Source organism: Microbacterium sp. UCD-TDU, from assembly GCF_000340625.1.
Classification (GTDB): domain Bacteria; phylum Actinomycetota; class Actinomycetes; order Actinomycetales; family Microbacteriaceae; genus Microbacterium; species Microbacterium maritypicum.
In genome coordinates this window covers 210,499-227,737 of the sequence record NZ_AOSO01000005.1, presented here as the reverse complement: position 1 = coordinate 227,737, position 17,239 = coordinate 210,499, and the positions used below count along the sequence as shown (strand labels likewise).

The following is a 17,239-nucleotide window of genomic DNA, read 5'->3' as shown; positions in this document are numbered from 1 at the left end:
CGCTCTCTAACATCGCGGAAGATCCTGCCGATAGAGCAGGGAGAGCACGGATGGCTCGCAAGACTCGGCCATGGATCGGCCACACCAGCCACACACGGGGAGCCGGTTCGTGTTCGATTCTGTGACCATCAACGCGCTGACGAGCGCGCTCGACGGCCTCGCGCAGCGCCAGCGCGCGATCTCCGACAACATCGCCAACATCAACACCCCGAACTACCACGCCAAGCGTGTGCAGTTCGAAGAGGCGCTCGCACGCTCGATCGATGCGGGGGACGGTCGGGTCGCGGCGACGGTCGGCACCTCGCTCGAGCCCACACGCCTGAACGGCAACAACGTCAACCTCGACACCGAGACGCTTTCCAGCATCGACACGATGCTGCGCTACCAGTTCGCGACGCAGGCCGTGAACGGCTCGTTCACATCGATGCGCACCGCGATGAGGACCTCATGACCTTCGACGCGATCGGCATCGCCGGCACCGGACTGACGGTGCACCGCAAATGGCTCGACGCCATCAGCGACAACATCGCCAACATCAACACCGCCGCTCCGAGCGACGGTGCGGCGTTCCGTGCCCGGTACATCCTCGCCCAGACGAGCGATCAGTCCCCCGGCGTCTACGTGGCCGGCACCGCGCAGGGCAGCGCGCAGGGACGGCTCGTGCACCAGCCCGACCATCCCCTCGCAGACGCGGACGGCTACGTGCGCTACCCCGACATCGATCTCGGTGACCAGATGAGCCAGCTCATCCTCGCCCAGCGCGGCTACCAGGCCAGCGCGGCCATCGTGGACCGCGCACGCAACTCCTACGAATCCGCCCTGCAGATCGGACGCAGCTGATGGCCTCACTCGCCGGCATCGAAGCCATCTCCTCCGGGTTCACGCTCGCCGCGCCCGCCCCCGCATCGGCGAAGGCCACCGACGACAGCGCCTTCGCGAGCAGCGTGACCGGTGCCATCGACGAGCTGAGGTCGCTGCAGTCCGAGTCGGACACGCTCAAGGTCGCCGCGGTCACCGGCGACCTCGATGACATCCACTCCGCGATGATCGCGTCCTCCCGCGCGGCGGTCACCCTCGAACTCGTCGCCGCCGTGCGCAACAAGGGCGTCGACGCGTTCAACGAGATCATGCGGATGCAAGCCTGATGCCCCAGGCCGTCACCAACGTGTTCCAGCGGATCGGGCGCGTGATCGCGGGCTTCTCGCTCGCGCAGCGCACGATCGCCATCATCGGCGTCGCCGTGCTCGCGCTCGGGATCGTCGCCCTCTCCAGCTGGCTCAGCCGCCCGACGTACACGCCGCTGTTCTCCGGGATGAGCGCCTCGGATGCGAACGCCGTGGTCGAGCAGCTGCGGTCCTCGTCGGTGCCCTACGAACTGGCCGACGGCGGTGCGACGGTGCTCGTGCCCGAGAAGGACGTCTACGACCAGCGACTCGCCGCCGCTTCGGCAGGACTCCCGGGCACCAGCTCCGGCGGCTATTCGCTGCTGGACAAGATGGGCGTCACCACGAGCGAGTTCCAGCAGTCCGTGACCTTCAAGCGCGCGATCGAGGGGGAACTCGCCGCGACGATCTCATCGATCAAGGGCGTGACGGCGGCATCGGTCCAGCTCGCGATCCCCGAGGAGAGCGTCTTCGTCTCGGAGACCGTCGACCCCACCGCCTCCGTGTTCGTGGAGACCTCCGGCAGCTCGACGCTCTCGCCGAAGCAGGTCGAGGCGATCGTGCATCTGACCTCCGCAGCGGTGAGCGGCATGAAGCCGGAGAACGTCGCCGTCGTGGACCAGAGCGGTCAGACCCTCTCGGCCGCGGGAGTCGGGACCACCGGCGGCATCGACCAGCAGGCGAGCGACTACGAGGCGCGCGTGACGGCGAACGTGCAGCAGATGCTGGACACCGTCGTCGGACCGGGCAACGCCAAGGTGACCGTCGTCGCCGAGATCGACCACTCCGTCAACGAGCGCGTCGAAGAGACCTACACCCCGGCCGAGGGCGCTCCCCCGCTCACCGAGCAGACCAGGACCGACACGCAGAACGGCTCCAGCTCGAATGCCGGAGTGCTCGGGCCCGACAACATCGCGGTTCCGTCGGCCGACGGCGACGGCACTTCCGAGTCCACGGAGACGTCGAAGACCAACGCGGTCAACAAGAGCACGCAGAGCACCTCCACGCCGGCCGGATCCCTGCTTCGTCAGTCGGTCTCGGTCGCGGTCGATGCGGGGGCGGGCGGCGATCTGAGCACGGCGCAGCTCAGCGACCTCGTCGAGACCGCGGCCGGGATCGACACCGACCGCGGCGACTCGATCGCCGTCGAGCTCGTCTCGTTCAACCAGACCAGCTCCGAAGCGGCGCAGGCCGCCCTCCAGGCCGCGAAGGACGCCGAGGGCGCCGAACGCCAGGCCGTGCTGCTGAACACCCTCATCATCGCCGCCGCGATCGCCATCCCGCTGCTCGCCGCCCTCGCCGCCCTGATCATGCGTGCCCGCCGACGCAGCAGCGCCGACAGCGAGTTCGAGCAGCTCTTCGGCGCCCGCCCGCCCGCGCTCTCCGCCCTCGACGCCGGGGCGACCGCGGCGATCGATCAGTCGCCGACCACGCCGCTGGCGTTCCTCGAGACGGCGCCCGACCCCGAACCGGAACCGGCGCCCGAGCCCGCGCAGGTGAGTCTCGAGCGCCGCCGCGCGGAGATCGACTCCCTCACCCGGCAGGACCCGAAGCGCACCGCCGACCTGCTGCGCACCCTCATCGACGACAGGCAGCAGGTATGACCGGACTGACCGATCGGCAGACGGCGGCCGTCGTGCTCATGAACCTCGATCGCGCACAGGCCATCGAGGTGATGAAGCACCTCTCCGAGTCCGAGGCGGAGGCCGTCGCCGCCGAGATCATCGACCTGCAGAACCTGGATGCGGCGACCACAGCGCAGGCTCTCGGGCAGTTCCACCGGATCGCCTCCGGACACCTGCCACCGGCCCGTGGCGGCCGCGACATCGCCGCGGGACTGCTGGAGGCGACGTTCGGCGCCGAGCGCGCGGCTGCCGTGCTGGGCCGGGTCGGCTCGTCCTCGATGAACTCCTCCTTCGAGTTCCTCGGGTCCGCCGATCCTGCGCAGCTGGCGACGCTGCTGGACGGCGAGCTCCCGCAGACGGTCGCCCTCGTGCTCGCCCATCTGCCGACCGACCGCGCCGCAGCGGTCCTGGCCGCGTTGCCCGACCCCACGCGCACCGATGTCGCCCACGCGATCGCGACGATGGGGACCGCGTCGCAGGAGGCGATCGCGATCGTGGCCGATGCGCTCAAGGCGCGGACCGGGACCTTCGCCGCACGCGACACCCCCGAGGTGCTGGGCGGGGTGGAGCCTCTGGTCGAGATCATCGCCCGTTCGGGAGCAACAGTCGAGAAGGCACTGCTGGCGAGCATCGAAGACCGGGACAGCGCCCTCGCGGAGGACATCCGCTCGCGCATGTTCACCTTCGCCGACATCGTCAAACTCGACGACCGCGACACCCAGCGTGTGCTGCGGGGCATGGACATCCGCTCGCTCGCGCTGGCGCTGAAGGGCGCGCACCAGCCGATCGCCGACCTCATCCGCCGCAACGTCTCGGAACGCAACAGGGAGAACCTCGACGAGGAGGCCCGCACGCTCGGCCCCGTGCGCGTGTCGCAGGTCGAAGAGGCCAGAGCCGAGATCGTCCGCACGATCCGCGCGCTCGAGGCGGCCGGGGACATCACGGTGCAACGCGCCGACGAGGACGAGTATGTCTACTGACGCGTTCTCGCCGGTGCTGTTCCCGCGTCTCGACGGACGCGAGGGCGGCGAGGAGCATGCCAGGGCGCGGATGCGCGGCTATGCCGACGGACATGCGGAGGGCTTCCGTGTCGGCCGCGCCGAGGCCGAGGTCGCGCAGCGCACGGCGGAAGAGGCCAGGACCGCCCGCGAGGCGGCTGCGGCCCGGGAGCTCGAGAACGCTGTGGCGGCGCTGCACGCGGCCGCACGTTCGCTGGGCGATCGGGAACGCGAGCTGACAGCCGCCGCGCACGACCAGGTGGTGCGCTGTGCGATCGAGCTCGCCGAGCTGATCGTCGTCGGCGAACTCTCCGACGCCGGCGCCTCCGCCGCGGTCGCCGCACGGCGCGCTCTCTCCGGCGCCGACCCCGCCGAGGTCCGCGAGGTACGACTGCACCCGGACGACCTGCGCACACTCCGCGAATCCGCCGGCGACCTCGCCGGGATCGCCCTCGTCGCCGACGACGCCCTCGACCGGGGCGACGCCGTCGCGGTCCTGGCCCACGGTCGCATCGATGCCCGTGTCGCCGGTGCGCTCGAGCGCGCCCGCCACGCCGTCGCCGAGGCCGGCGTATGAGTGTCTGGGCGGCGGTGCGCGAAGCGGTGCGGCCGGAGCGCATCGGCGAGGTGTCGCAGGTGCGCGGGCTGAGCGTGCAGGTGCGCGGTCTCGAGGGCGCGGTCGGCGACGTCGTGGCACTCGACGGCATGGATGCCGAAGTCGTGGCGATCGGCGAGGGCGGACTGCGCTGCATGCCGCTCGCCCCGGTCGCAGGTCTCACGGTCGGCGCCCCCGCGCGATCACGCGGAGGGGCGCTGCGCGTACCGACCGGTGCTGCTCTGCTCGGACGGGTCCTCGACGGCCTCGGCCGGCCGATCGACGGAAAGGGACCACTGACGGGCGTCATCCCGGTGAGCCTCGATCACGCGCCGCCCTCGATCATGGGCCGCGACCGGATCGACTCACCGCTTCCGCTGGGCGTGCGGGCCCTGGACACCCTCGTCAGCGTGGGCCGCGGCCAGCGCGTCGGACTCTTCGCCGGATCGGGGGTCGGAAAGTCCTCCCTGCTGTCGATGATCGCGCGCGGCACCGAGGCGGAGGTCACCGTGATCGCCCTCGTCGGCGAGCGCGGTCGCGAGGTGCGCGAGTTCATCGAAGACGACCTGGGACCGGAAGGGCTCGCCCGCTCCGTCGTCGTGGTCTCGACATCGGACCAACCGGCCATGGCGCGCATCCGTGCGGCGTACACCGCCACGAGGATCGCCGAGGCCTTCCGCGACGACGGGGCCCATGCCATCCTCATGATGGACTCGCTGACCCGCGTGGCGATGGCGCAGCGCGAGATCGGCCTCTCGGCCGGGGAGCCTCCTGCCACCCGCGGCTATCCTCCTTCCACGTTCTCACTCCTGGCGGGACTGCTCGAACGGGCGGGCACGGACACGCGCGGCTCGATCACCGGCATCTACACCGTGCTCGTCGACGGCGACGACCACAACGAGCCGATCGCCGACACCGTCAGGTCGATCCTCGACGGCCACGTCGTGCTCGATCGCGCACTCGCGCTGTCGGGTCACCATCCGGCGATCGACGTGCTCGGCTCCGTCTCGAGGGTGGCCGGCAAGATCACCGGCCCCGAGCGCAGAGCGCACGCCGCCACGCTCCGAGCCGTGCTCGCGGCTCGTCGTCGTGCGAACGACCTGATCGACATCGGCGCCTATCAGCCCGGAGCGGACCCCCGCATCGACGCGGCGATCGCCCACGAGAGGGCGATCAGCGCCTTCCTCACCCAGCCCCTCGACGAGACGAGCGAGATCGGCGAATCGTGGCGCCGTCTCGACGATCTCGTCGCCTCCTTCGAAGGAGTGTCATGACGCGGTCCTTCTCCCTGGCCGGGCTCCTGCGCGTGCGCGAGATCCAGGAGCGCGCAGCCGCCCAGCGACTCTCCCGCGCGGTGATCGACGCCCAACACACCGAGGCCCGCGACCGGTCGCTGCGCGCCCACCTGTCGGGCGTCGGGAGCGAGGCCGTCGATGTGCGCTCCCTCGCCGCCCTCGCCGCAGCCAGAGTGGCCGGCAGAACCCTTCTGGCCGATCTCACGACCCTCTCGGAGCTGCAGGAGCAGACGGTCGATCTGGCCCGAACGGAGCACGCCGAGGCGAGGAGGGCGATGCGCGGACTCGACCGTCTCTCCCAGGCGCACGCTCTGCAGGTGCGGACGGCCGAGCTGCAGTCAGAACAGGCGGAGCGCGACGAGATCGGTTCGCGCATCCGTGCGGAGGACCAGGCATGACCTCTCTCGGCATCGTGGACCTGCTCGATCCGCGGCTCCAGCGCGCAGCGGCTTCCCCCTCGCCCTCCCGGCAGATCACCCCGGGGGCCGCGGCCTTCGCCGACGTGATCCTGGACGCCTCCCGCGTCGACTCCGACGCCGCGGAGGGGACGTTCGCCGGAGCATCGACGGACTCCGACGCCGCGGATGCCTCCCCCGCCGCTCCTTCCACCCCCGCCACGAACACCCCGCCGGCGATCGTCCCGCTGCCCGAGCCGGCTCTCGTGCTCCCCGCGAGCGCGGTCCCGATCGGTGACACCGGAGGCGAGGTGCCCGCCGCGATGATGCCGGCACCACAGGGGGCCGAGGCGGCGGATGCCCCCGAAGGAGCGGTCACGGTCGCGGTCGTGGCAGCGGAGTCCGCCGCATCCGCCGGTTCGGGCGGAGCACCTGCCGCTACCGGGGGAACGGCCGCACCGGCCGGCCCCGTCGAGACTGCCCCCGCCCAGACCGCGGTCTCCGCGACGACGAAGAGCCTCCCACTCGCGACGACGACTTCCGCCCTCGATGCTCCGGCCACGGCTGCGTCGCACCCCGCCGGGCCCACGGCGACGGCCGTGCGCGGCACGGCGGAGCAGGCCCTGCCCCGGACTGCCTCGACGGCCTCCCGCCTCGGCGTCAGCAGTGGTCCGATCAGCGGGATCCCCGTCGCCACCGGAGCGCCGAGCGGCCCCGTCCCGACCGCTCACGCAGGAGCACCAGAGACGGACGCGGTGCCTCCCGCACTCTCCCCGGACGCCCGGACGACCGCCGCGCCCGCGATCTCGACGTCCATTCCCGCCCCCGCGGCCTCGGCATCCACCGGTGACGCGCCCGTTCCGCCCGCGGCCGTCGGCAGTACTCCTTCGCCGATGCCCGTCGCCGCCGCAGTCCCGGCCGCTGCCGCCGCCCCACGGCCGGCACTGCTCCCGCAGATCACCGCACCCGTGATCTCGCTCGCGCAGGCTCCGGACGGAGACCACAGCCTCACCCTGACGGTGTCGCCGGAGAACCTCGGTCCTGTGACCGTGCGCGCACACATCTCGGGTGGGGCCATCCACATCGAGCTGCACGCCCCGAACGACCTCGGTCGCGAGGCGCTGCGCGCGATCCTCGTCGACCTGCGCCGCGACCTCGCAGCCGCGGCACCGCAGGCCTCGCTCCTGCTGTCGACCTCGGACGACGGGCCCGCATCCTCGAACCCGCAGCACTCCGGGCCCCACAGCTCCGGAGGCGGGACCGGCTCCTCGAACGGTGCCACGACCGGAACGAGCAGCGGCGAGCCGGGAGCCGGTGACGCGAGAGGCCGAGACGCAGCACATCCCTCGTCCGGCGACAGAGCGTCCGCCGAGCTGACATCGCCGACCGATCCGGCATCCCCCATCCCCCTCATCTCGCCGCACGGCGGCATCGACGTCTTCGCCTGATCCGAGAGGAATCCATGACCACGGTCGACCCCATCTCCGGCACCATCCCGCCCTCCGCAGTGCAGACGGGCAGCACGACTCCCCCGACCGAGCGCAAGAAGACGCTCGACTCGGAGGTCTTCCTGAAACTCCTGGTGACGCAGCTGACCAACCAGGACCCCAGCTCGCCCATGAACACCAACGAGATGATCTCGCAGACCACCCAGCTGGCCTCGATGGAGCAGCTCACCGCGCTCACGGCGACCTCGACCGAGAGCTTCGCGCTCAGCATGCGCCAGACGGCCGCCGCGCTGATCGGCCACGAAGCGCAGTACGTCGATGAGAAGGGCGTCACCCAGAAGGGCATCGTCACCTCGGTCTCCTACGCCGGCGCCGTTCCGCTCGTCACCATCGGCGACGCATCCATCCCTCTCGACGCCGTCTCCGGCGTCTCCCTCGCCCCCCCGTTCGCAGTCCTGACCAGTCCCTTCCAGAAAGGCATCACCATGCTCCGCTCTCTGTTCGCAGGAATCTCGGGTCTGCGTTCGCACCAGACCATGCTCGACGTCACCGGCAACAACATCGCCAACGTCAACACCACCGGCTTCAAGGCCTCGGCCGTGCAGTTCCAGGATTCGCTCTCGCAGCTCGTGCGCAACTCGATGATGCCGCAGCAGGCGGTCGGCGGTCAGAACCCCGCCCAGGTCGGTCTCGGCGTGCAGGTCGCCGGCATCAGCACGAACTTCGCCTCCGGGGCACCGCAGCCCACCGGCGTGCCGACCAACCTCATGATCGCGGGCGACGGCTTCTTCGTCGTCCGCTCGGGCGGCGAGACCCTGTACACCCGCAACGGCGGATTCTCGTTCGACGCGAGCGGCAAGCTGGTCTCGGCAGACGGCGCGCTCGTGCAGGGCTGGACGGCCCAGAACGGCGTGATCGTCCCCGGTCAGGGCATCGGCGACATCAGGCTCCCCGTCGGCGCGCTGAGCCCCGCGACCGCGACCACCACCGCCCGCGTCACCGGCAACCTGCCCTCCGGCGCAGCGGTCGGCGAGCAGCTGGTGCGCGACATCAAGACCTACGACGCCGAGGGCACGGCCACGTCGCTGCGCCTCACCTTCACCCGCACCGCCACGGGCTGGAGCGTCACCGAGCCTGGTGGCACGAACACCGCCCTCACGTTCACCGACGGCAAGCAGGCGGCGGCCTCCGCCATCGTCTCCGGCGGTGTCACGGTCGACCTCTCCGCCGTCACCGGGTTCGCGGATGTCAGCGACGTCGCGATCAAGGAGCAGAACGGCAAGCCGGCCGGCACCCTGAGCTCGTACGCGCTGATGAACGACGGCAGCCTCGTCGGCACCTTCAGCAACGGCGACACCGAGGTGCTCGCCCGCGTCGCCCTGGCAGGATTCGTCAACCCGGGAGGACTCGAGAAGGCGGGCTCGTCGCAGTACCGCCCGAGCGGCAACTCCGGCGAGCCGACGCTCGGGCAGGCGGGCACCGACGGCCTCGGCGGCATCATCAGCGGCGCGCTCGAGATGTCCAACGTCGACCTGTCGCAGGAGTTCACCAATCTGATCGTCGCGCAGCGTGGTTTCCAGGCGAACGCCCGCATCATCACCACCAGCGACGAGGTGCTGCAGGAGCTCACGAACCTGAAGCGCTGAGCCGTGGGGCGGCGCGGCGGCGCGTGAGGTCACGCACCGCCGCGCCGCCGCCTGCGGTCAGAGCAGTTCGCTCACCAGCTGCTCGATGCGCGCCCGGATGTCGTCGCGGATCGGCCGCACGGCGTCGATCCCCTGGCCGGCCGGGTCGTCGAGCTTCCAGTCCTCGTAGCGCTTGCCGGGGAAGAACGGGCACGCGTCGCCGCAGCCCATCGTGATCACCACATCCGACGCCTGCACGGCCTCGGTCGTGAGCACCTTGGGCTGCTCGGCGGTGATGTCGATGCCGAGCTCCGCCATGGCTTCCACTGCGGTGGGGTTGATCTGGTCGGCGGGCATGGAGCCGGCGGAGCGGACCTCGATGCGGTCGCCCGCGATATCGCGGAGGAACCCGGCTGCCATCTGGGAGCGTCCGGCGTTGTGCACGCAGACGAAGAGGACGGAGGGCGTGGTGGTCGTGTCGGTCATGGTGACTCCTGGTGAGAGATGTGGTCAGGGAAGAAGGTCGTCGACGAGCGCGCGCACGCGTGCGGCGATGTCGTCGCGGATGGCTTCGACGCCCTCCCGCGAGGCGAGGGCGGGATCACCGACGGCCCAGTCGTCGTAGCGGACGCCGGGGATGATCGGGCAGACGTCGCCGCACCCCATGGTGATGACGACATCGGCTGCACGGACCGCGTCGTCGGTGAGAGGCTTCGGGAAGCGCTCGGCGGCCAGGTCGCCTTCGATCTCCGCGAGGATCGAGCGGACGTGCGGGTGGATGACGTCGGCGGGGGCCGATCCTGCCGAGCGAGCCACGACCTTGCCGGCCGCCAGCTTGTTGACGAGCGCGGCGGCGAGCTGCGAACGCCCCGCGTTGGCGACGCAGACGAAGAGCACCTGCGGGACCGCGGCATCGCGATCGCGGGTGAGGTCGGCGAGGCGCTGACGCGCGAAGCGCTCCGTGAGCGGCACGAGAGCGGAGGTGACGCGGGCGCTGCGCGCGAGCGCCGTGTACGACTCGCGGACGGTCGTGAGCACGACGTCGGAATCCAGCTCCGGAACCTCCGCGGCAAGCTCATGGGCGAGACGGGTGACGCGCGCGTCGAAGTCGGGGCGCCGACCCTCGTCGTCGGCGGAGACGCTCCAGGGCGCGACCGTGGCGGGTGCGAACGAGTCCAGCAATGCCGTGACCGCGCGGCGCCGGCCCGGGGCTATCCGGTACCAGACCCAGGTTCCTCGCCGCTCGGAGGTGAGGACATCGACGCCTTTGAGCACCTTGAGGTGGTGAGACACGGTCGGCTGCGACACCTCGGCGAGCTCGGCGAGGTCGCACACGCACGATTCTCCGCGCGGGTCGGACGCGATGGCCGACAGCATCCGCAGCCGCAGCGGATCCGACAGCGCCTTCAACGTCGCAGCAACCGAGGAGGCAGCCTCCTGCCCGATCGCATGCGTGGCGACGGGACTGCAGGTGTCGTCTGCGATCGTCGGGGTGACATTCATGACGAGATCCTCTCAGCGGTGTACGGGTCGGTGTGGAACCAGCGCCGGGCGGCCCAGAGCGAGACGTAGACGAGCCCGACCAGCACCGGGACTTCGATCAGCGGGCCCACGACCCCGGCGAGGGCCTGGCCGGATGTCGCACCGAACGTGCCGATGGCGACGGCGATCGCGAGCTCGAAGTTGTTGCCGGCGGCCGTGAACGCCAGGGTCGACGATCGTGCGTATCCGAGGCCGAGCGCCTTGCCGGTGAACAGGCCGACGAACCACATGAGCGCGAAGTACGCCAGCAGCGGGAGTGCGATCCTGGCGACATCCCACGGACGGCTCGTGACCTGCTCACCCTGCAGGGCGAACAGCAGCACGATGGTGAACAGCAGGCCGTAGAGCGCCCAGGGGCCGATCTTCGGAAGGAACTTCTCTTCGTACCAGTCGCGTCCCTTCGTACGCTCCCCGATGAAGCGGGAGGCGAATCCCGCGACGAGGGGGATGCCGAGGAAGATCAGGACGTTCAGCGCGATCTGTCCGATCGAGATGTCCAACCCTTGCGAGTCGAGCCCGAGCCAACCCGGGAGGACGGTGAGGTAGAACCAGCCGAGCAGCGAGAAGGCGATGACCTGGAAGACCGAGTTGATGGCGACGAGAACAGCCGCCGCTTCGCGGTCGCCGCAGGCGAGGTCGTTCCAGATGACGACCATGGCGATGCAGCGCGCGAGCCCCACGATGATGAGGCCCGTGCGGTATTCGGGCAGGTCGGGCAGGAACGCCCAGGCGAGGGCGAACATCAGCGCCGGGCCGACGAGCCAGTTGAGCGCCAGTGACGAGATCAGAAGCTTTCTGTCTCCGGTGACAGCAGCGACCTTGTCGTAGCGGACCTTCGCGAGCACCGGGTACATCATCACCAGCAGGCCGAGGGCGATCGGGATCGAGATCCCACCGACCTCGAGGCGGGCCAGGAGGTCGGAGACGCCGGGGATGAAGCGGCCGATGACGATGCCGCCGATCATGGCCAGGCCGATCCAGAGCGGCAACCACCGGTCGAGGGTCGACAGTCGGCGCGCGGAAGGTGCGGTGGTGGGTACGGTTGCGGTGCTCATGCGAGGAGCGCCTCCCGCTTCTCCGCGATGACGGGCTCTGCCTCGTCGAGAGCCGCGAGGTAGTGCTGGGCGTCTTGTGCTGCAGCACATCCGGTGCCTGCGGCGGTGATCGCCTGGCGGTAGGTGTGATCGACCAGATCACCGGCGGCGAAGACTCCCGATACGTTCGTGCGAGTGGAGGGGTGCTCGACGAGCACATAGCCGTCGGCATCCGTGTCGATGAGTCCGGCGACGATCTCGGAGCGCGGATCGTGCCCGATGGCGACGAAGACTCCCGTGGCCGGCAGCTTCCGCTCGGCACCGGTCACGGTGTCGCGCAGTTCCACCGCCTCCACCTTCTCCGCGCCGATGAGGCCTGCCACCTCGCTGTTCCACGCGATCTCGATCTTGGGGTGGTCGAGCACGCGCTGCGCCATGATCTTCGAGGCCCTGAACTCACCCCGACGGTGCACGACGGTGACCTTCGAGGCGAAGCGGGTGAGGAACAGCGCCTCCTCCATCGCAGAATCCCCGCCGCCGACGACGACGATCTCCTGCTCGCGGAAGAAGAAGCCGTCGCACGTGGCGCACCACGAGACGCCGCGGCCGGTGAGCCTCTCCTCATCCGCGATGCCGAGCTTGCGGTAGGCGGAGCCCATGGTCAGGATGACGGCGCGAGCGAGGAAGGTCTCGCCGGAGCCCGTCTCCACGGTCTTGACGGGGCCGTCGAGGTCGACCAGGATCGCGTCGTCGAGAAGGATGCGGGCCCCGAAGCGCTCCGCCTGCGCGCGCATCGACTCCATCAGCTCGGGCCCCTGCACGCCATCGACGAACCCGGGGAAGTTCTCGACCTCGGTCGTGGTCATCAGCGCGCCGCCCGCGGTCACGGAACCGGCGAGCACCACGGGCGCGAGCCCCGCCCGTGCGGCATACACGGCCGCGGTGTACCCCGCCGGGCCGGACCCGATGATGACCAGCTCAACCTTTTGAATCGACATGCGTCTATATTGACACTCATCGATATCGAGGGCAACCGCTGCCGGAGCAGTTCACCTGTTCGTCACCTGGCGCACAGGCATCGCCCACCCACCCTCAGCCGACGACGACGGGCCGCGCACCGATCTGAAGCGTGGAGGGGGCGGCGCAGCAGCTGCCCGCGCTGTCATCGAAGTCGCCGGACCCTCCGCAGACCCCGGTGTCCGGAAGCCTGAGTTCGCGGCGATCAGCTGCCTCGTGATCGCCGGCGAGGTGAGCGGCGACACTGCGCACCTGCTCGAAGCCCGTCAGCGCGAGGAAGGTCGGCGCCCGACCGTAGGACTTCGCGCCGACGATGAAGAATCCTCGCTCCGGCTGCACGAGCTCACGCGCCCCGGTCGCACCCACGGATCCGCAGGAGTGGATGTTCGGATCGATCTCGGATGCGATACCGGCGACGGCTTCGAGCGTGGGATCCAGGTCGGTCCGGAGCTCGCGCAGCATCTGCAGGTCAGGCCGGAAACCCGTGAGCGCGAACATGCGCCCGACGCCCCTGACGACGCGCCCGTCTTCGGCGATGACCGTCAGACCGTCGGCCTCCTGCCGGAACTCGGCGACGCGGAATCCGGTCACCAGGTCGACGACTCCGTCGTCGATCACCTTTCGTGCGCGAGAGCCGAGAGCCGCGCGCTCCGGCAGTTCGTCGCCGGCACCGCCACCGAACACGTTCGCGGCGCTCCCCCGGCGCAGCATCCACGTCACCCGTGTTCCCGGGGCGCGCCGTGCCAGCTCGCTCAGGCGCAGCACGGCATGCGTGGCGGAGTGCCCGGCCCCCACGACGACGACGTGCGAACCCGCGAGTTCCGAGACATCGGCCGGGATCCGATAGGAGATCGCGCCGGCCGCCGCGGCCTCTCCGAGAGCCGGGAAGCCATCGGCCCCGGCCGGGTTGGGAAGACCCCAGGTGCCGCTCGCGTCGATGACGGCGCGAGCGAGGAGTCGGGACTCCCGACCATCGGCGTCGACCGTATGCACGACGAACGGCTGGCTCCTGCGCCCTCCGTCGACGACCTTGTCGCGTCCCTGACGTGCGACTCCTGTGACTGTCGTCGCGTACCGGATCCGCTCGCCCAGAACCTCCGCGAGCGGCGCGAGGTAGCCGCTCACCCACTCCGCCCCCGTGGGATACCCCGCCGCGGGCGCGGTCCAACCGGTCGGCTCGAGAACGCGGCGCGCGGCCGCGTCCGTGAGCTCCGGCCACGAAGAGAAGAGGCGCACGTGACCCCACTCGGATACGGCGGCCGCGGGACCACGGCCGCGCTCGACGACGACCACGTCCTCCTCGCGTTCGACGAGATGCGCCGCGGCGGCGAGGCCTTGGGGGCCGGCTCCGATGACGACGACGGGAAGCTCAGACATCACATCTCCTCAGATTGAGAATCTTCAATATGAAGACTGTCCCCCACCTATCGAAGATTGTCAATACGTGACAGGATGGACGGGTGACCCTGCCGACGACGATCGAAGCCCGCACCTGCTGCGTCCCTCCTGTCACCGCGACGATGACCGTCGAGGATGCAGAGCGCGTCGCCCGGGTGTTCAAGGCGCTGGGAGACCCGACGCGGGTCAGACTGTTGTCGCTCATCGCCGCCGGGTCCGGCGGTGAGGCCTGCATCTGCGACCTGACCGAGCCCGTCGGCCTCTCGCAGGGAACGGTCTCCCATCACATGAAGCTCCTGACCGAAGCCGGTCTGGTCACGCGAGAGCAGCGCGGCAAGTGGGCGTACTTCGCGCTGAACGCCGACGCGATGGAGGCCGCAGCCGCCGCGCTCCGCGCGGTCTGAGCATCACCGCACCACCGCACCGCCGCAGCCGTGCCCCGCGACCTATCCGAACTCCCGGAGCTCCGACGTCATCTCTCCCCCGGCATCGCCCGTGTTGACGGTGCCCTTCGGCTCGAACAGGATCGCCTGCACCTCCTCGTCGGCTCGCGGGCAGTGCTCGACGCCCTTCGGAACGACGAAGACGTCGTTCGGCCCCAGCACCACATCACGATCGCGCAACTGGATCGTCAGACGCCCGTGCACCACCATGAAGAGCTCGTCGGTATCGGGATGGGTGTGCCAGACGAACTCTCCGAGCAGCTTCACGACCTTGACGTCGTAGTCGTTGACGCTCGTCAGCCGGTGCGGCTGCCAATGCTCGGTCATGGTCGCCAGCGCCGCCTGCACATTCCGCACATCTTCGTTCATCTCGTCAGCCTAGGACGCCCGACTTCGCCGGTACTGTCGTCTCTGGGAGAACGGAGGCGGTCATGGACGCGGTCGATGCTGTCGGGATGATCGCCGAGATCCTCTCATGGGTCGGACTCGGTGTCGGGCTCCCCCTGCTCACGATCGTGCTGCTGGTGAAGGTGCACGACGGTCCCTGGCTGCCCCACGAGGTCATCATCGTCGAGGAGGAGGACGGCCGGGCGCGCGCCCGCTGGTTCACCGCCGGAGACTTCTGGGAGCGGCCGCTCCGCGCGGAGGAGTCGGTCCATTGGCGCGGCAGGGAGGACGCCGACGCGTTCATCAGCGCCCGACACCCGCGCCTGATGAGGTTCGAACCCCGACGACCCCTCCTCCACGCGCTCCAGGTGCTCGGGATCACCCTGGCCGGCGTCGGCGCGGCCGCGGTCGCCGTGTCGATCATCCTGCTGTTCGTCGGCTGAGGCACAGCACCCGCGAAGCGCGATCCCGGGGGAGGATGGAGACATGCCCGACTCTCCCCTCGCCTCCCGGCCCTGGCTCGATTCCTACGCGGAGGGCGTCCCCGCGCAGATCGAGGATCCGTCGCAGACCTTGCCGGAGATGCTGTCGGCGAGCGTGAAGGCGTTCGGCCGACGCCCGGCGCTGGACTTCTTCGGAGCGGTGACCACGTACCGGGAACTCGGAGAGCAGGTCGAGCGCGCCGCTGAGGGCCTGCGCCGGCTCGGGGTCGGTGCCGGCGACCGCGTCGCTCTGGTGCTGCCGAACTGCCCGCAGCACGTCGTCGCGTTCTACGCGATCCTGCGACTGGGTGCGATCGTGGTCGAGCACAACCCGCTCTACACCGCGCGCGAACTGCGACACCAGTTCGAGGATCACGGCGCACGCGTCGCCATCGTGTGGGACAAGGCCGTCGACACGATCGCCGGATTCCCCACCGACGTCAGGGTCGAGCACATCGTGAGCGTCGACATCACCGCGGCGATGCCGCTGTCGAAGCGCCTCGCCCTGCGACTGCCCCTGCCCCGGGCACGCGAGGCCCGCGCGAAGCTCACCGGCACCCCGAAGGCGCGGCATCTCGTCACCTGGAAGAGCCTCGCCGATCACCGGCGGATCTCACGGCGGGTGCCGGCGCCGACACTCGACGACGTCGCCCTACTGCAGTACACGAGCGGAACGACGGGAGTCCCGAAGGGAGCGATCCTCACGCACGCGAACCTCCGGGCCAACGCAATGCAGGGACGAGCGTGGGTGCCGGGACTCGTCGACGGCGAGGAGACGTTCTACGGTGTGCTGCCGCTGTTCCACGCATACGGGATGACGCTGTGCCTCACCTTCGCGATGAGCATCGGGGCCCGGCTCGTGCTCTTCCCGGCGTTCGATCTGGGACTGGTCACGGCGGCGGCGCGCTCGACGCCTCCCACCTTCCTTCCCGCTGTGCCGCCGATCTATGACGCTCTCGCCCGCGCAGCCTCCCGGGGGACCATCGACCTCTCGACCGTGCGCTTCGCGATCTCCGGAGCGATGAGTCTTCCGGTGGCCACCGTGAAGCGCTGGGAGGAGGCGACAGGCGGTCTGCTCGTCGAGGGTTACGGCATGACCGAGAGCTCACCGGTCGCGCTCGGCAACCCGATGGGTCCCACCCGTCGTCCCGGCACCGTCGGCGTGCCCTTTCCGAGCACGGAGATCCGCGTCGTCGACCCCGCTGACCCGACGGTCGACGTGCCCTCCGGCGAACCCGGTGAGCTCCTCATCCGCGGCCCGCAGGTCTTCCAGGGGTACTGGGGGCGTCCCGGCGAGACGGCCGACGCCCTGCTGCCGGACGGCTGGCTCCGATCCGGCGACATCGCCCAGGTCTCCCCCGACGGGTTCGTGAGCATCGTCGACCGCCTGAAGGAGCTCATCATCACCGGCGGCTTCAACGTGTCGCCGAGCGAGGTGGAAGACGCCCTCATCGCGCACCCCGATGTCGTGGCTGCCGCAGTCGTGGGTCTTCCGCGACCTCATGGCGGGGAAGAGGTCGCCGCCGCCGTCGTGCTCCGCGACGGCGCGGCTCTCGACGTGGACGCGCTGCGCGACTTCTGCCGCACCCGGCTCACGCCCTACAAGGTGCCGCGCCGCATCACCGCCGTCGACGACCTCCCCCGCTCCCTCATCGGCAAGGTGCTGCGTCGGCAGGTGCGGGACCACCTCCTCGCCGAGCGCTGATCGTCCTCCCTCACGGAGGATCCTCCGCCACGGGCACGACTAACGACTGACGCCCTCCAGCCGACAGTCACCTCCGACAGCCCAGGA

The 17,239-nt window shown here is 70.2% G+C and carries 19 protein-coding genes and 1 pseudogene; 14 read left to right on the top strand and 6 right to left on the bottom strand.

Annotation, left to right across the window (positions count from 1 at the left end; genetic code table 11):
- Nucleotides 1-109 precede the first annotated feature (109 nt).
- From D514_RS21120 to D514_RS21075, 11 genes and pseudogenes are all read left to right on the top strand, one after another.
- Nucleotides 110-451 (top strand): flagellar basal body protein, encoded by a 342-nt coding sequence (locus D514_RS21120; RefSeq protein WP_017828251.1) that lies wholly within the window; start codon nucleotides 110-112, stop codon nucleotides 449-451.
- Nucleotides 448-840: a flagellar basal body rod protein FlgC gene (locus D514_RS21115; protein ID WP_017828250.1), complete on the top strand. Its 393-nt coding sequence runs from the start codon at nucleotides 448-450 to the stop codon at nucleotides 838-840. The genes D514_RS21120 and D514_RS21115 overlap by 4 nt, the downstream gene beginning before the upstream one ends.
- Entirely contained in the window at nucleotides 840-1,145 is a 306-nt protein-coding gene (fliE, locus tag D514_RS21110; protein WP_017828249.1) for a flagellar hook-basal body complex protein FliE, read from the top strand. The genes D514_RS21115 and fliE overlap by 1 nt, the downstream gene beginning before the upstream one ends.
- Complete coding sequence (gene fliF, locus D514_RS21105) at nucleotides 1,145-2,767, top strand: flagellar basal-body MS-ring/collar protein FliF (RefSeq protein WP_017828248.1); 1,623 nt, start codon at nucleotides 1,145-1,147, stop codon at nucleotides 2,765-2,767. The genes fliE and fliF overlap by 1 nt, the downstream gene beginning before the upstream one ends.
- Nucleotides 2,764-3,768, top strand: a complete 1,005-nt coding sequence (fliG, locus tag D514_RS21100; RefSeq protein WP_017828247.1) for a flagellar motor switch protein FliG — start codon at nucleotides 2,764-2,766, stop codon at nucleotides 3,766-3,768. Before fliF ends, fliG begins: the two co-directional genes overlap by 4 nt.
- The gene (locus tag D514_RS21095) at nucleotides 3,758-4,363 is read left to right on the top strand and encodes a FliH/SctL family protein (protein ID WP_081603822.1); all 606 of its coding nucleotides are present in this window, start codon (nucleotides 3,758-3,760) and stop codon (nucleotides 4,361-4,363) included. The genes fliG and D514_RS21095 overlap by 11 nt, the downstream gene beginning before the upstream one ends.
- Nucleotides 4,360-5,655 carry a FliI/YscN family ATPase gene (locus D514_RS21090; protein ID WP_017828245.1) on the top strand — a complete coding sequence of 432 codons (1,296 nt, stop codon included), beginning with the start codon at nucleotides 4,360-4,362 and terminating at the stop codon, nucleotides 5,653-5,655. The genes D514_RS21095 and D514_RS21090 overlap by 4 nt, the downstream gene beginning before the upstream one ends.
- On the top strand, nucleotides 5,652-6,074 hold the full coding sequence (locus tag D514_RS21085) for a hypothetical protein (RefSeq protein ID WP_017828244.1): 423 nt from the start codon (nucleotides 5,652-5,654) through the stop codon (nucleotides 6,072-6,074). The genes D514_RS21090 and D514_RS21085 overlap by 4 nt, the downstream gene beginning before the upstream one ends.
- A complete protein-coding gene (locus D514_RS21080) occupies nucleotides 6,071-7,519 on the top strand; it encodes a flagellar hook-length control protein FliK (RefSeq protein ID WP_031205359.1) in 1,449 nt (482 codons plus the stop codon). The genes D514_RS21085 and D514_RS21080 overlap by 4 nt, the downstream gene beginning before the upstream one ends.
- Nucleotides 7,520-7,533: 14 nt before the next feature.
- Nucleotides 7,534-7,752, top strand: a pseudogene (locus D514_RS39135) (flagellar hook capping FlgD N-terminal domain-containing protein); the annotation flags it as partial.
- A gap of 252 nt (nucleotides 7,753-8,004) precedes the next feature.
- Entirely contained in the window at nucleotides 8,005-9,165 is a 1,161-nt protein-coding gene (locus D514_RS21075) for a flagellar hook protein FlgE (RefSeq protein WP_031205357.1), read from the top strand.
- Between the two features lie 57 nt (nucleotides 9,166-9,222).
- Here D514_RS21075 and D514_RS21070 read toward each other — a convergent pair whose 3' ends face one another.
- The 5 genes from D514_RS21070 to D514_RS21050 all read right to left on the bottom strand — a co-directional run bounded on the left by D514_RS21070 (nucleotide 9,223) and on the right by D514_RS21050 (nucleotide 14,114).
- A complete protein-coding gene (locus D514_RS21070; RefSeq protein ID WP_017828242.1) occupies nucleotides 9,223-9,630 on the bottom strand; it encodes an arsenate reductase ArsC in 408 nt (135 codons plus the stop codon).
- Nucleotides 9,631-9,654: 24 nt separating this feature from the next.
- A complete protein-coding gene (locus tag D514_RS21065; RefSeq protein WP_017828241.1) occupies nucleotides 9,655-10,647 on the bottom strand; it encodes a metalloregulator ArsR/SmtB family transcription factor in 993 nt (330 codons plus the stop codon).
- A complete protein-coding gene (arsB, locus tag D514_RS21060) occupies nucleotides 10,644-11,741 on the bottom strand; it encodes an ACR3 family arsenite efflux transporter (protein ID WP_017828240.1) in 1,098 nt (365 codons plus the stop codon). Before arsB ends, D514_RS21065 begins: the two co-directional genes overlap by 4 nt.
- Nucleotides 11,738-12,718, bottom strand: coding sequence for a thioredoxin-disulfide reductase (gene trxB, locus D514_RS21055; RefSeq protein ID WP_017828239.1), 981 nt, complete (start codon nucleotides 12,716-12,718; stop codon nucleotides 11,738-11,740). The genes arsB and trxB overlap by 4 nt, the downstream gene beginning before the upstream one ends.
- 94 nt (nucleotides 12,719-12,812) lie before the next feature.
- The gene (locus tag D514_RS21050; RefSeq protein WP_017828238.1) at nucleotides 12,813-14,114 is read right to left on the bottom strand and encodes an NAD(P)-binding domain-containing protein; all 1,302 of its coding nucleotides are present in this window, start codon (nucleotides 14,112-14,114) and stop codon (nucleotides 12,813-12,815) included.
- Nucleotides 14,115-14,257: 143 nt separating this feature from the next.
- Here D514_RS21050 and D514_RS21045 point away from each other — a divergent pair, with 143 nt between their 5' ends.
- Nucleotides 14,258-14,539 carry a helix-turn-helix transcriptional regulator gene (locus tag D514_RS21045; protein ID WP_036322669.1) on the top strand — a complete coding sequence of 94 codons (282 nt, stop codon included), beginning with the start codon at nucleotides 14,258-14,260 and terminating at the stop codon, nucleotides 14,537-14,539.
- A 42-nt stretch (nucleotides 14,540-14,581) separates the two neighbouring features.
- Here the strand turns inward: D514_RS21045 and D514_RS21040 are convergent, their stop codons facing one another.
- Nucleotides 14,582-14,947 (bottom strand): cupin domain-containing protein, encoded by a 366-nt coding sequence (locus D514_RS21040; protein WP_017828236.1) that lies wholly within the window; start codon nucleotides 14,945-14,947, stop codon nucleotides 14,582-14,584.
- Nucleotides 14,948-15,009: 62 nt separating this feature from the next.
- Here D514_RS21040 and D514_RS21035 point away from each other — a divergent pair, with 62 nt between their 5' ends.
- Together D514_RS21035 and D514_RS21030 are read left to right on the top strand one after the other, a co-directional pair.
- Nucleotides 15,010-15,408: a hypothetical protein gene (locus D514_RS21035; RefSeq protein ID WP_017828235.1), complete on the top strand. Its 399-nt coding sequence runs from the start codon at nucleotides 15,010-15,012 to the stop codon at nucleotides 15,406-15,408.
- Nucleotides 15,409-15,451: 43 nt separating this feature from the next.
- Nucleotides 15,452-17,152 carry a long-chain-fatty-acid--CoA ligase gene (locus D514_RS21030; protein WP_017828234.1) on the top strand — a complete coding sequence of 567 codons (1,701 nt, stop codon included), beginning with the start codon at nucleotides 15,452-15,454 and terminating at the stop codon, nucleotides 17,150-17,152.
- Nucleotides 17,153-17,239 lie beyond the last annotated feature (87 nt).